A 12,809-nucleotide genomic window follows, 5' to 3' on the forward strand; every position below is an offset into this window, starting at 1 on the left:
TGCGTCGCCAGAAGCAGATCAATCAAACCAGGATCGTCGCTTGACAAACAGAAGGGCGTCCAGGGCTCGCAGTTCACGTCCATTGACTTCACCACCGTGCTGAAGAAGGCGGAAGTCGCCATCTCGATGGATGGCAAGGGCGCGTGGCGGGACAATGTCTTCGTCGAGCGGCTCTGGCGGTCGATCAAATATGAGGAGGTTTATCTCCACGCCTACAAGACCGTGTCTGAGGCCCGCGTCGGCATCGGTCGATATCTGACCTTTTACAATAGCCGACGCCCACATTCATCCCTTGACCGGCAGACGCCGGATCAGGTCTACTTCAACGCGCTGACACCAATGATGGTGGCGGCATAATCGCGGCGGAAATCCACTTAACGAAACGCCCGAAACTGTTCAGACAAACCGAACCACCTCTAACTTCCCCCCATGCAGTGAGCGACGGGTGTCGTTCGGAGGGGATGGTTGTGGACGTCGCACTATGTTCTGCGGGGTAGATTCCTACAGTAAAATGACAATATGAGTAGCGATAAGCCTACCCATAGAAACACCTGCGACACACTTTGAAACATCAGAACAATCGTGAAGATCGCTGCCGGAATGATTTGAGATATCTCGCGATATGTATTGTAGATTGGCACCATGCGCAGCCGGTCACGGTTTTTGACGGAACGCAGGAAAGGTGCGTTGCCAGCGCTATCAATTCCACTTGCTACAAGCGCGGCAAACATCAGAGCGATGATTGCCCATGTGAATGACCATTCAGTAACAAAACCGACAATAGCAGTCGCAATGCCACATACCGCATATGTGACGGTTAAATAGCGGCGCAATCCGATGCGCCGCATGAACATCCCCCAAATTGGGCTAAGTAGCAGCAGGCCAGATGCGATACCAGCGATTGCTCCCGTATATGATGGGTCATATTCTGCTGCAACGATAAGTATTGGTGTGTAGACAAAAAATACTTGCCACCATGCCGCACGTCCAATCGCCAGAACCCAGGCGAGGCGTAAGCGCGGTTGGCGCAGGAATTGTTTAATAGCGAATTCTTGCTTTGTTGAAGCAATAGGCATGATCATAGGGGTTCGGACATTATCGACCAAGAACACCAACACGAATGGTGCCAGAAATGCACAAGCGGCGCTTATTGCAAAAGGAGACCACTCCGGACCATGTCGCAGTAGAAATGTACCAATTAACGGACCAATGCCATAAGCAGCACCTGCTAGCATTATGCGACGTGGTTCAAAACGAGCCAAAGAACGTCGGGGTATCATGTTCAGGGCATATATATTTGAGGCGGTTTCAAAAAGCTGCACCATCAGAAAATAGCTCGCCAGCCCGAGGGTAAGCGGCACACTGCCAGGCACTGTAAACAGTATTCCGGACACGCCTCCCATTAAGCCGGCCCCAATCGTTAACCACCAGGGACCTATGGCCTTCAGAACCGCCGGAAGTACCGTGCTGGTAAGTAATCCACCTACGCTCGCGATGAAATAGATCGCACTGACAAGGCTCGCCTCCCCGAGATAACGAAAGGCTAAAGTTGGGATAACCACAATGACAGATGTGCGCGCCAACACCGCCACTGCATAGAAAATCGGAATCCCCCACGCTGCAGAGGTATTGGCGGGTAATGGTCCATCAACAGGCGGCAATTTCATTGGGATGGGTTATCCAGTCAAGAGACACACAGCTCCGCCGCAGCTAGATCTTCGAGCGAACACCCAACCGATTTAAAAATAGTTATCTCCGTATCGTTGCGTCGACCCTTATGCTCGTTACGGGTCAATTCGAACAAGCTGGCTTGGACATCTTTTGGCTCTATTGCGCCACGTTTGATTGCTTGAACCAATTCGCCTGCTTCCTGAAGCGCACCCTCAACCGTGTCTACGAATATCGAACCGCGTTGCAGCGCTTCGTCATCCGCCTCCGCCATTTGCGGTGTGAACGCGCCAACCAGATAAAGGTGCGATCCCGGCTTAAGCCAAGCGCCCTTGACGATCGGTTTACGCGATAATGTGCAGCACGAAATGATGTCCGCGGCGCGTGCCTCTACTTCCAAATCGTCAGAAGCTCTTCCCGGCAAGCCTTGTGTGATAAGTTCATCGGCAATGGCTTTCGCCTTAGTAAAATTTCTGCCCCAAACGATAATATCGTCAATCTCACGTACCGATGCATGCGCTGGGCAAGATTAGTGCTCAGTCGACCCGTGCCTACAATGAGCAGGCGTTTTGCATCGATGCGCGAGAGATATCTTGAGGCTAACGCAGATGCGGATGCGGTGCGCCGTGCTGTCAGTGCTCCGCCTTCCAGAATTGCAACGAGCTTGCCGTTTACCGCACTGAACAAAAGATACTGCGCGTTAATGCTGGGTTCTGAACGAACGGCATTACCTAGAAATACCGTAACAGTCTTGAGGCCAATGTGGTGGCCTTCGGCCCAGGCAGGCATTAAAAGCAATGTGCCGTTCGGCTCACCGGGAACACAAATATCATAATGCGGACGAGGGGGGCTTTCGGCGCCGCGTTTGAACGCAGCTTCCATTGTTGTTATCAAGGCAGACCAGTTAAGGCGCGCTGTAACATCGGCGTCACTATAGCTGCGAATGCCTTTATGCATCGACTTGCCTCTGAAGACGGAAAGTTGGAAGCGGAAAGCGGGTTGCCTGATCGCGCGGCAGGGTTTCAATGGCAAAGCCACTGGCTATCTTCGATGCATCATCGCAAATGATGCGCGCAAGCATGGTCGCGCCTTCTTCCAATTCAACTTCGGCCATGATGATCGGCACTTCATCGTTGAAGGCGGGGTGGTTCGGGCGAAGCACCAGCGAATAAGACACGATGCGTCCCTTGCCGCTGGAAATAAGAGAAACGAGATCTGCAGATCCCGTATAAGGGCAGATAGGTCGCGGATAGAAGAACGGCTTGCCGCCACCAGCCGCTTTCTGCAACAGGATTTCACCCTTTTCGCGCCATGCGGTCAGAAATGCGCGGTTGTCTTCATCTTCAAATGGAACGGGGTAATCGTATGTCTGGCTCATCGCGTAGCCTCCAGAATGATACTGCTTGCTGAAAGACCATGGCCGTAACCGACCATGCCGTAACCGGCGACAAGCCCGCGAGTGGCATTTGCGACCTGACGGCCACCACCTTCCCCACGCAACTGACGAACCGCTTCCGTCACGCTCAGCAAACCACCGGCAATGCCTGCCTGTCCGCAAGAAAGCTGTCCGCCGCCCGTATTAAGTGGCATGGAACCTTCCCAATCAAACGTGTTGTCAGCGAGGAACTTACTGACTTCGCCCTTGGCGCAGAATCCGAGATCTTCAAACTGGATTGCAGCCATGATCGGGTAATCGTCATAAAGCTGCACGAAATCCATGTCCTCGGGGCCATATCCGGCGTCCGCATAAAGCTTGCTGGCAAAGGTTTCCCAGCCTCCTTTAAGGGGTGCGATTTCCATCGGCGGATGATTGTGGCGCTCATAGCCTGTCACCACTCTCACGCCCTTTCCGGCAGGGGCCCGGTCGAGCGAAGTCACGATAACGGCTTCCGCACCCGCACAAGGCAGCACGCAATCATAAAGGCGGATAGGATCGGCGATCATGCGCGAGTTGATGTAGTCTTCAATGGTCATGGGACCACGTAGCAGAGCAGCTTCATTCTGCTGTGCACTCTTGCGCTGCCCAACCGAGATACGGCCGAGATCTTCGACGCGGGTGCCATATGTTTCCATATGCTTGCGCTGGATGATTGCAAACAGACCGTTTGCACCGCCAAAACCGAGCGGCGTACCGTAATTGCGTAAGCCGCGGCTGAAATTATCCATCAGCTTGAAATGACCACCGACGTCATAATTGTCGCCAGCAATGCAAAGAACGGTCGTTGCTTGTCCGCTTTCGATAGCATGGACGGCATTGATGATGCTGGCCACCGGGCCAGCGCTACCGGCGGTTCCCAGATAGGCCCAGGAAATGGACATGCCGAATTGTTCGGCAGCAGTGACGGTGTTATCTGGCGGCAGCTCGAACGAGCTGATTGCGAGACCGTCGATGTCCGCAAAGGTCAGGCCTGCACAGTCGAGAGCCTTTCGGCCCGCTTCGGATAGGAAAGAGAACAGCGAACGGCTGGTCTTCTTCTCATATGCGGTGGCACCATAGCCTATGATGCCGATTTGGCTGTCACGCTTCATATGTCCCTCAAATGATTTTCTGTGCGCGAAGTGCGTCGATTTCGTTGTTGCTCATGCCAAGCAGCTTGCCGAAAATTTCTTCGTTTGCGTCGCCGGGCATCTGGCCGGCCCAGCGAATATTTCCAGGCGTGTCCGACAGTTTAGGTGTCGGGGCGGGCATGCGGATGGGGCCAAGCTGGCTGTCAACGATGGTTTCAATGGCTTTACGCGCAGCTATATGCGGCTCGGTAAAAACATCCTCGATTGTATTGACCTTGCCAGCAACCACGCGGAACTCTTGCAGTTTTTGAAGAGCGTCCTGCGTAGTTTGGGCTTTCATCCAGGCAGCTACTTCCGCATCGACGATATCGCGATGTTCAACCCGCAATGCCATGGTCAGGAAACGCGGGTCGCTGATAAGATCGGGACGCTCCATTGCATTGGCGAGACCTTCATAGATGCTTTGCGACCCGCAACTGATGGCAATCGCGCCGCCATCCGCCGTAGCATAAACATTGCGCGGAACGTCTTCTTCCATCTGGTTGCCAAGAAGAGGCTTGCCGTGACCTGTCTGGTCATAACGCACGACAAGGGACTCGATGATGCGCAGGATCGGTTCGTAAAGCGCCACATCGATGATCTGACCCTGACTGGTCTTGGTGCGGTTATGCAGTGCTGCCAAAGCACCAAAAGCCCCAAAAACGCCTGCGAGATAATCGCCCATCGGAAAGGCTGAAACCATCGGGCCCTTATCCGGGTAACCGGTGAAAGAAGAAAGACCGGAAAAAGCTTCAGCGATGGTGGCATAGCCGCCTTCCAGGGACTTGGGGCCGGTCTGACCCCAGCCGCTGACGCGCACCCAGATGATATGCGGAAATTCTTCGCGCAGCTCGTGTGGGGAAAGCCCCCAGCGTTCCATCGTGCCGGGACGGAAGTTTTCGATGACTATATCGCTTCCGCCGATCAGTTTCAGTGCAACGTCGCGTGCTTCAGGACGGGAAATATCCAGCGTCACAGCATGCTTGTTGCGAGCCATGGATTTCCACCACAGAGGCACTTCGTCCTTGTGCGGTGGCCATTCGCGAAGGGCGTCCGGCTTGCCGGGCTTTTCGACCTTGATCACCTGAGCGCCAAAGTCGCCCAACAGAGAACCGACAAACGGTCCGGCCAGCATGGAGCCGAGCTCAAGCACACGGATGTCCCCCAGCGCTGAAGTGTCTTCAGCGTTTTCCGAAACGGATGACATTTTATGAGTTTCCCTTTATTTTATTACTTCTGTGATGCTGCCACCCGGTCGATGCCGACGAACACGTCGAGGACAATGACCGCAATGATCGCGACATAGATCGTTGTAGCGGAGACAGCCGCCAGCATTGGATCGACCGCATATTGGACGTAGTTGAAAAGCTTGACCGGGATCGGCATCAAGTCTGCGGTCGCGTTGAAGATCGAAAGCTCGACGTTGATCCACGAGATGATGAAGGCAAAAAGCGCGCCTGCAACGAGACCGGGCTTGATGATAGGAAGGGTAATCAGAAAGAAGGTCGAAACTGCCGTTCCGCCGAGATCATGGCTGGCTTCTTCAAGGGACTGGTCAAAGCGCTCGAGTGAAGCGAGTACCGTGCGCAATACATAAGGCACAACGATAACTGTATGCCCAACAACCAATGCAAAGAAGCTGCGCGCAAATCCCAGGGCATTGGCATATTGCAGGAGGGCTGCACCAATGACGATTGTGGGGAGGATGAGCGGCGCGATGAAGACTGTGCTGACGATCCGTTTTCCCTTCATGTCACTGCGCGAGACAACCAAGGCCGCCAGAATGCCGATGACGATCGCCAGAACGGTGGCGAGGGCAGCGATGGCGACGCTCGTCCAGATCGATTCCAGATAGGACGTGTCCTTAAGAAACTCACCATACCACTTGAAGGTAAAGCCGACTGGCGGGAAGGCCAGAAACTGGGTCTCGGTGAACGACGTTGCAATGATTATCACTAGAGGGAGGGTCAGGAAGACAAGACCCGCCCAGGCAAGAAGGATGACGCCCATGCGCGCGATACGATCGATTATGCTCATGACCGCCTCGCAGCTTTAGCGCTGCCGCGTTCAATGAACAGCAGATACAGCGTGATGAGGATAAGGGTTACAATGAGGAGCGATACGGCCAGCGCTGCGCCAAAGTTGAAGTTGAACAGCGTGGAATAGTTGTCGAAGATCGGCATCGCAGCCACAATAATACGCCCGCCACTCATAATCGCAGGGACAACATAGGCACTGACGGCAAGGGTGAAGACAATCAGCGAACCCGCGATCACTCCCGGCAGGCTCAATGGCAGGGTGATGTTGAAGAATGTCGCAAGGCGGCTGCTGCCGAGATCAAGCGATGCTTCCACAAGTGAGCGGTCAATGGTTTGCAGAACGGCTGCGATTGTCAGCACCATGAACGGCACCAGAATATAGGCCAGACCGATGATGATCGCAGTTTCTGTAAACAAGATTGCGATTGGCCTGTCTGCCAGACCCAGGGCAACCAGAGCCTGATTTACAAGTCCCTGTCGTCCTAGAAGGATCAGCCAGCCGAAAGAGCGGACGATGTTGCTCGTAAACAGCGGCATGATGACAAGAACATAGCAAAACCGCCGTAGATTACGTGATTTCACCATGTTCACGATGTAATAGGCGATTGGATAGGCAATGAAAAAGGATACGACGGTGGCGATCAAGGATAGTTTGAACGTCGTATAGAAAATTCCGGGATAATAGCTATCCGCGACTATTTTCTGGTAGTTGCCCAGCGTCCATTCGCCTTCGGGGGTCTGCAGGCTGGCCACGACGCTGAACAGAAACGGCACCAGAAAAAATGCCGCCATAAAAGCCAGTGGCATGGCTATGAGGATTACGGCCCAGAGGCTCTTTATTCTCATTGTGATAACACCTGTCCGCTATCACGGTGCCAGCTGATATGAACTGGCTGACCGTTATTGAGGCTGGTTGTCTGTAGAGAAGACGGGAACTGGCACGTAAAGATTTGTCCCTTCACTTCCGCATAGACGCGTGTCGCATTCCCAACGAATACAATGTCCTTGATCACGGCCTGCAAGCTCACCCTATCCGCCGACAATACCGATGCTTCAATGCTGACAGTAATCGCTTCTGGACGAACCAGATAAGTAACGGTAGCACCATTCCTGGCATCGTGGCTTATAGGGAATGCAATGTTGCCATCGACGGTTTCCAGAATACCGTCTTTATTTACATGGCAATCGATAAGGTTGGCATCGCCGATGAAGCCGGCGACATAACGCGTTAAAGGCTTGTGATAGATAGCTTCACCGGATCCGATTTGAACAATGCGGCCCGCCTCCATGACCGCAATGCGGTCGGCCATCACCAATGCTTCTTCCTGATCGTGGGTAACGAAGATGAACGTCATGCCAAGCTGATTTTGCAGCGCCTTCAGTTCGATCTGCATCTGCTTGCGCAGTTTCAGATCGAGTGCACCGAGCGGTTCGTCAAGCAGCAAGACTTTTGGGCGGTTCGCGATCGCCCGCGCAAGCGCCACGCGCTGCTGCTGTCCGCCGGAAAGCTGCGTCGGATAACGCTTCATGAAATCCAGCATACCAACGGTAGCGAGGCTTTCTTCGGCAAGCGCCGCTGCGGCACCGCGGCCCGCACCATTGCGGCGGGGACCATAAGCGACATTATCGGCAACCGTCATATGCGGAAACAGCGCATAGTTCTGGAATACGGTGTTTACCGGTCGTCGATTAGGGGGCAGATTACGCATCGATTTGCCGTCAATGAAAATTTCGCCCGATACGTTCTCGACGAAACCGGCAATCGATCTCAAGAGCGTGGTCTTCCCGCAGCCGCTTGGCCCAAGAAGCGCCAGAAACTCGCCCTCTGCGATTCCGATGGACACGTCGTTCAATGCGACATAGTCGGCGTAGCGCTTGGTAAGATTTCTGACGTCTATATAATTAGCCATTGTCACACTTGATGTTGGTTATTGGTACCGGAATATTCATCAGGGGGACGTGATGTTGGCAACCATACATGTCGCCATCACCGGCAGCACCCTGCGCGATTGGGCGCTTAATCGTTATCTTCATCGCCATAGCCTGATCGATCTTGAAGAAAGACGATATTTGCGAAATATCCAGGCCATAGGCGGCGGCAACAGATTCAGGCGTGATTGCCTCGCTGTCGCGGACGGCCTCGTAACGTCTTTTATCTGTGAAGATAATATCAAATGTAATGCGATAAGGGCCAGCATTTTTGCTGCGGACAATATCGGCTATTTCATACAGTGGGCGGTTCGTCATCTCATAAATCCTCGAAATGAACGGGGAAGAGCTCGGTTGGTGACGCCACCTTCATCAGGTGATATGCACTGAACTCGTAATGTGGGCCGGTGTCGAGATCGGAGGGAGAATAAGGGAAGGCCAGATTGCCGGACGGATTGACGACTTCCGGGTAATGGTAATGCAGCAGGCCGCCGCTGATATAGTGACAGACAGCATGTGCAATTTCCTGATTATCTGCAACGACATCAATCAGAAGACCCAGTTCGTGACCCGAAGGAGCCGATTGTTCCAGCTCCTTCATGACTGCATTGCGGCCATAAAGATGGAAAGTGATGGTCAGCTTTTCAGGAGCAAAATAGTCGAGCGCCTTTACGCGTATTTCTTCCAGAAGGCGTTCGATGGAACCGGCCAGTGTCGGGCAGCGCAGACCTGCGATGCAGATCGAGCGATAGCCGGCCAGACGGGCACCTTCGAGCTTGATATAATAATCCTCAGTATCAGAAATTTTCGCGCCGGTGACTTTGACCTGACGCTCATTGATCTGCTCGAACGCGCAGTCGGAAAGATCCATAATATGGCCGGGGCCACCTTGGGAGAATGGATTCTCGCGCTCGTAAAGGGAGTGGGCGGCGACCGACTTCACCGACGCACGGCGATTAACACTGCCGGGCTCAAGAACGAAGTGTTCGTCATGGATCGTACCCAGCATGACATCCATAGCAAATGGTTCAGCCGAGAAAGCACCGCATTCGAGGATCTTGCCCATGTGAATGGCGAGCGCCGGATCGGCCCCGCGCCAGATTGGATATGAAGCGATGACTGAGTCATCGCAAGCACGGCCAGCGATGATTACATTTGCACCGGCTTCAAGCGCTTGGCAGATAGGCTCATGCCCCATCTGTGCAACCAGATTGCAGGTTCCATCGAGCATTTCTTCCGTTAAGGACGAGCCGACTTCAAAGTCGACTATTTCGCCAGCGCGAACAGCAGCTTTCGCGCGTTCGATCGGAATATCGGAATAAATCCATGCCAATTTGATGTGAATCCCGAGTTCGGCAACAATATCGCGTACGAGGGCTACCGTGCGATCGACTTGTGCACCAGTTCCCGCCCCGCCGGCGCTACCGACGATAACCGGAATGCCAGCCTTGTGACCTGCAGAAATCAATTGCTTCAGTTCACGGCGAATTCCGAAGTCTGACACCAGAGGCTCGTTTGACCCGAGATAAGAAGGACCAGGATCGGTCGAGCCCGCATCAACGGCGATGACCTGAGGCCCCAGCTCCATTCCCCGTGAAAGTGCTTCAGCACCGAACCCATAGCCCAACGTACCCGTTGGCGTTAGAACTGTAATAGTTCTACTCGTTCCCATGACAAGCTTCCATTCAATCAAACTATTATTGGGAGTACTTCCATAATGAACAAGAAGTATTTCCTGTTTGATGAAGGATGCGCAGCATGACAAAGGAAATCAAATTTCTAATATTAAGTCACACATAACTTTTCGATATGTCTGGCCCAGCTAAGGCCTAGAAGCGGGAGCCATGGCTTCCGTAAGCTCGTTTATCTTGGCAGGGAGCGCGGTTCTGACGTGCTTTATAAGGGCCTGCGTCCCCAACGATACTTCGCGAAAACTCGGGGTTATCACCCAAATATCCTGTTTGATAACAGGGAGAAACGGTTTGACTATGAGTTCGGCTCGGGTGAAGCCGACTGCGCTGATCGGATCGACAATCGCAACGCCAAGGCCTGCTGAAACGAACGAACAGATACTTTCTGACAGCTGTGATTTGAGTACGATATTACGTTTTACCCCATATTCACTGAAAGCGCGGTCAATCGCCACCTGAACGCCGTCTTCTTCGGCCAGAGATATGAATTTTTCATTCTCCAGGTCGCGCACGAAGATTGTGTCCTTTTCTGCCAGAGGATGCCATGGGGGCAGAACGCACACGGCTTGCATTGAACAAAGGTGGGAAAATTGCACACCGGGGCGCTCGGTTCTGGCCATGCCGAAACCAACATCGATGCCTTGCGTGGCGACGCGATCCACTAATAGCCATGAATTACGACTCGTCAGATTGAGCTTGATCTGCTTCTTCTCAAGAAAACTGGCAAGAATCAGCGGTAATACGCGGGTGCCAAGCGACGGAAATACGGCAAGGTCAATTTCGCCGAAATCGAATTGCTTGATCGCCCGCGCCCGGGCAGAGATGGATTCCAGTCCCAAAAAGACACGTTCAACCTCGGAATAAAGCATTTCGCCTTCGGCTGTGGGGATCACACCGTTCTTTTGACGGTGGAATAATTGAAACCCGCATTTATGTTCGAGAAGCATGATCAGTTTACTGACCGCTGGCTGGGTGAGGTGAAGTTTCTCGGCCGCGCGCGTGAAACTTCCAAGCTCCATTATGGCCTTGAAGGCTTCAAGTTGTCTGACGTTCATAACTCGAAGTTATCCCAGATAAATCAATTGTAATTTGCTGTTCCCGTGTTCACAATACTTAATATGCCTCCCGAATGATACAACACAAAAGGGGAGTTTCGGAATGACGCAACAAAAATTCGCAAAAATTGTCATGGCCACGCTTGCAGCTGGCTGTCTAAGCGCGCCAGCAATGGCGCAGTCTTCCATTACCGTTGCCACTTATGGCGGCGAATGGGGTGCTGCCTTACAGGCGTGTATCATTGACCCCTTCATTGAAGCGACAGGTATTAAGGTAACGCCTGAACCGGGCGTCTCGGGCGTTACACTGAGCAAATTGCTGCAACAGAAGGATGCCCCCGTTCTGGATGCGGTATGGCTGGATGGTGGTGTTTCCGAGCAAGCCGCCGCGCAAGGTGTACTTGATAGTATCGACGTAGAGAAAATCCCCGGTGTAGCCGGATTGGTCGAGGAAGGCGTCTATAAGGATGCTGATGGCAAGATTTTCGCTCTCAGCACTGGTTTCTATTCGCTTGGCCTGGCCTACAACAAGGATCAGGTTAGTACGCCTCCTAAATCCTGGAGCGATCTGTGGGACGCGGAATATGAAGGTGCTGTGACCTTCCCAAGTCCGGCCAATGCGATGGGCGTGCCTTTCCTGGCTGAACTCGCCAAACACAAAGGCACTCCACTTAGCGAAATCGGCCCGGTTCTGGAAGACATCAAGAAATTGCGCGTTGCTGCATATTTTGACACGGCCGGTGCCGGGACCAACTTGTTCCAGAGCGGGGAAGTCATTGCTGGCGCGCATTATGCAAGCTCCGTATTTGCGATGCGCGACCAAAATCTGCCGATCGAATTCGTCGTGCCTCAGGAGGGCGCAATCGGTGGCGACATCCGTTTGCATCTTGTTGCCAACACCCCACGCAAAGAAGCAGCGGAGAAATTCATCGATTTTGCTATGGGCAAGGAAGCCGCAAAATGCATGTCCGAGCGCATTTTCGTTGGCCCAGCCACGAAGGACATTGAATTGTCTGACAATGCGAAGCAAAAAATGCCGTGGGGTGCAGATGGTAGTGTAAAGAGCCTTTCTCTGCCAAATTGGAATGAAATCAACGCCAACCGTTCCAAGGTGATTGAAGGCTTTAATCGCGCCATAGCTGAAAAAAACTGATCCTAGAATAGACTCAATTAGCTTGGCATGCTCCCGTTATGTTAGGTCACATACCCGTATATTCTATTGCAGTTTTAGCTGCTTATGGTTCACTGTCTCCATTGATTTGGAGGCAGTGATGATGCGTTTTGATTTAACCGATTTCGAATTGCTGGTAATCCCCCCGTTTTTAACGGGGCTCGATCATAGAATTCACGCGGCCCTTTTCAGTTTCTGTGCGGGTGTAATGCCGCCGATGCCCATGTTGGGCCGTTCATTGTTGTAGGTGTTGATTGCCGCTGAGAAGTGACCCCTTGGGGGTGCGGACGAAAACTTGGACTATCAGGGAGGTAGTTCATGTATTCCTACGAAGACCGGATGCGAGCAGTTGCGCTCTACATCAAGCTGGGCAAGCGCCCGAAAGCGACTATTCGCCAGTTGGGCTATCCAAGCAAGAATGCTTTGAAGGGCTGGTACCTGGAATATGAGCACCATCTTGATCTGCGTTTAGGATTTGCGCCCCGAGCCCCTAAGTTCACACAGGCGCAGAAGGAAGTGGCTGTTGAGCACTACCGCACGCATGGTCGTTGTGTTTCTGCAACCATGCGCGCCTTGGGCTATCCCGGCCGTGCAACGTTGACAGCATGGGTTCGTGAGGCGTTTCCCGAAACTAGCATTACAGTTGCGTTTTTGATTTGATGTGTGCTCGTTGTGCAGTTGCCTGATGTGCTCGTCGCCAGAGCGACCA

At 53.0% G+C, this 12,809-nt stretch carries 12 protein-coding genes and 2 pseudogenes; 3 read left to right on the top strand and 11 right to left on the bottom strand.

Going from position 1 to position 12,809, the window contains the following annotated elements; translation table 11 throughout:
• On the top strand, positions 1-357 hold a 357-nt coding region (locus DKP76_RS18475; protein WP_245410293.1), incomplete at its 5' end, for an integrase core domain-containing protein.
• 122 nt (positions 358-479) lie between these two features.
• Here the strand turns inward: DKP76_RS18475 and DKP76_RS18485 are convergent.
• The 11 genes and pseudogenes from DKP76_RS18485 to DKP76_RS18535 all read right to left on the bottom strand — a co-directional run bounded on the left by DKP76_RS18485 (position 480) and on the right by DKP76_RS18535 (position 10,929).
• Entirely contained in the window at positions 480-1,667 is a 1,188-nt protein-coding gene (locus DKP76_RS18485; RefSeq protein WP_109708122.1) for an MFS transporter, read from the bottom strand.
• A gap of 17 nt (positions 1,668-1,684) precedes the next feature.
• A pseudogene (gene lhpI, locus DKP76_RS19905) lies at positions 1,685-2,625 on the bottom strand (bifunctional Delta(1)-pyrroline-2-carboxylate/Delta(1)-piperideine-2-carboxylate reductase).
• Positions 2,618-3,046, bottom strand: a complete 429-nt coding sequence (locus tag DKP76_RS18495; RefSeq protein WP_109708123.1) for a Zn-ribbon domain-containing OB-fold protein — start codon at positions 3,044-3,046, stop codon at positions 2,618-2,620. The pseudogene lhpI and the gene DKP76_RS18495 overlap by 8 nt, the downstream one beginning before the upstream one ends.
• Positions 3,043-4,197: a thiolase family protein gene (locus tag DKP76_RS18500; RefSeq protein ID WP_109708124.1), complete on the bottom strand. Its 1,155-nt coding sequence runs from the start codon at positions 4,195-4,197 to the stop codon at positions 3,043-3,045. Before DKP76_RS18500 ends, DKP76_RS18495 begins: the two co-directional genes overlap by 4 nt.
• A gap of 7 nt (positions 4,198-4,204) precedes the next feature.
• Positions 4,205-5,422 carry a CaiB/BaiF CoA transferase family protein gene (locus DKP76_RS18505; RefSeq protein ID WP_109708125.1) on the bottom strand — a complete coding sequence of 406 codons (1,218 nt, stop codon included), beginning with the start codon at positions 5,420-5,422 and terminating at the stop codon, positions 4,205-4,207.
• 23 nt (positions 5,423-5,445) lie between these two features.
• Positions 5,446-6,252 (bottom strand): ABC transporter permease, encoded by an 807-nt coding sequence (locus tag DKP76_RS18510; protein ID WP_109708126.1) that lies wholly within the window; start codon positions 6,250-6,252, stop codon positions 5,446-5,448.
• Positions 6,249-7,100, bottom strand: a complete 852-nt coding sequence (locus tag DKP76_RS18515) for an ABC transporter permease (protein ID WP_109708127.1) — start codon at positions 7,098-7,100, stop codon at positions 6,249-6,251. Before DKP76_RS18515 ends, DKP76_RS18510 begins: the two co-directional genes overlap by 4 nt.
• Positions 7,097-8,164 carry an ABC transporter ATP-binding protein gene (locus DKP76_RS18520; protein ID WP_109708128.1) on the bottom strand — a complete coding sequence of 356 codons (1,068 nt, stop codon included), beginning with the start codon at positions 8,162-8,164 and terminating at the stop codon, positions 7,097-7,099. Before DKP76_RS18520 ends, DKP76_RS18515 begins: the two co-directional genes overlap by 4 nt.
• The gene (locus DKP76_RS18525; protein WP_109708129.1) at positions 8,157-8,501 is read right to left on the bottom strand and encodes a DUF4387 domain-containing protein; all 345 of its coding nucleotides are present in this window, start codon (positions 8,499-8,501) and stop codon (positions 8,157-8,159) included. Before DKP76_RS18525 ends, DKP76_RS18520 begins: the two co-directional genes overlap by 8 nt.
• A 1-nt stretch (position 8,502) precedes the next feature.
• The gene (locus DKP76_RS18530) at positions 8,503-9,876 is read right to left on the bottom strand and encodes an acyclic terpene utilization AtuA family protein (RefSeq protein WP_199224862.1); all 1,374 of its coding nucleotides are present in this window, start codon (positions 9,874-9,876) and stop codon (positions 8,503-8,505) included.
• A gap of 129 nt (positions 9,877-10,005) precedes the next feature.
• Positions 10,006-10,929: a LysR substrate-binding domain-containing protein gene (locus DKP76_RS18535; protein ID WP_109708131.1), complete on the bottom strand. Its 924-nt coding sequence runs from the start codon at positions 10,927-10,929 to the stop codon at positions 10,006-10,008.
• 103 nt (positions 10,930-11,032) lie between these two features.
• On the opposite strand from DKP76_RS18535, the gene DKP76_RS18540 reads away from it, so the two are divergent.
• On the top strand, positions 11,033-12,082 hold the full coding sequence (locus DKP76_RS18540; protein WP_109708132.1) for an ABC transporter substrate-binding protein: 1,050 nt from the start codon (positions 11,033-11,035) through the stop codon (positions 12,080-12,082).
• A 336-nt stretch (positions 12,083-12,418) separates the two neighbouring features.
• A pseudogene (locus DKP76_RS18545) lies at positions 12,419-12,730 on the top strand (IS3 family transposase); the annotation flags it as partial.
• Positions 12,731-12,809: the final 79 nt, after the last annotated feature.

The sequence above is a fragment of the Falsochrobactrum shanghaiense genome, from assembly GCF_003149535.1.
GTDB classification, from domain to species: domain Bacteria; phylum Pseudomonadota; class Alphaproteobacteria; order Rhizobiales; family Rhizobiaceae; genus Brucella; species Brucella shanghaiense.

Bases quoted from the DNA above. Each gene is read 5' to 3' on its own strand.
- DKP76_RS18485 (WP_109708122.1), bottom strand. From the start codon at position 1,667: ATGAAATTGCCGCCTGTTGATGGACCATTACCCGCCAATACCTCTGCA.
- DKP76_RS18495 (WP_109708123.1), bottom strand. From the start codon at position 3,046: ATGAGCCAGACATACGATTACCCCGTTCCATTTGAAGATGAAGACAAC.
- DKP76_RS18500 (WP_109708124.1), bottom strand. From the start codon at position 4,197: ATGAAGCGTGACAGCCAAATCGGCATCATAGGCTATGGTGCCACCGCA.
- DKP76_RS18505 (WP_109708125.1), bottom strand. From the start codon at position 5,422: ATGTCATCCGTTTCGGAAAACGCTGAAGACACTTCAGCGCTGGGGGAC.
- DKP76_RS18510 (WP_109708126.1), bottom strand. From the start codon at position 6,252: ATGAGCATAATCGATCGTATCGCGCGCATGGGCGTCATCCTTCTTGCC.
- DKP76_RS18515 (WP_109708127.1), bottom strand. From the start codon at position 7,100: ATGAGAATAAAGAGCCTCTGGGCCGTAATCCTCATAGCCATGCCACTG.
- DKP76_RS18520 (WP_109708128.1), bottom strand. From the start codon at position 8,164: ATGGCTAATTATATAGACGTCAGAAATCTTACCAAGCGCTACGCCGAC.
- DKP76_RS18525 (WP_109708129.1), bottom strand. From the start codon at position 8,501: ATGACGAACCGCCCACTGTATGAAATAGCCGATATTGTCCGCAGCAAA.
- DKP76_RS18535 (WP_109708131.1), bottom strand. From the start codon at position 10,929: ATGAACGTCAGACAACTTGAAGCCTTCAAGGCCATAATGGAGCTTGGA.
- DKP76_RS18540 (WP_109708132.1), top strand. From the start codon at position 11,033: ATGACGCAACAAAAATTCGCAAAAATTGTCATGGCCACGCTTGCAGCT.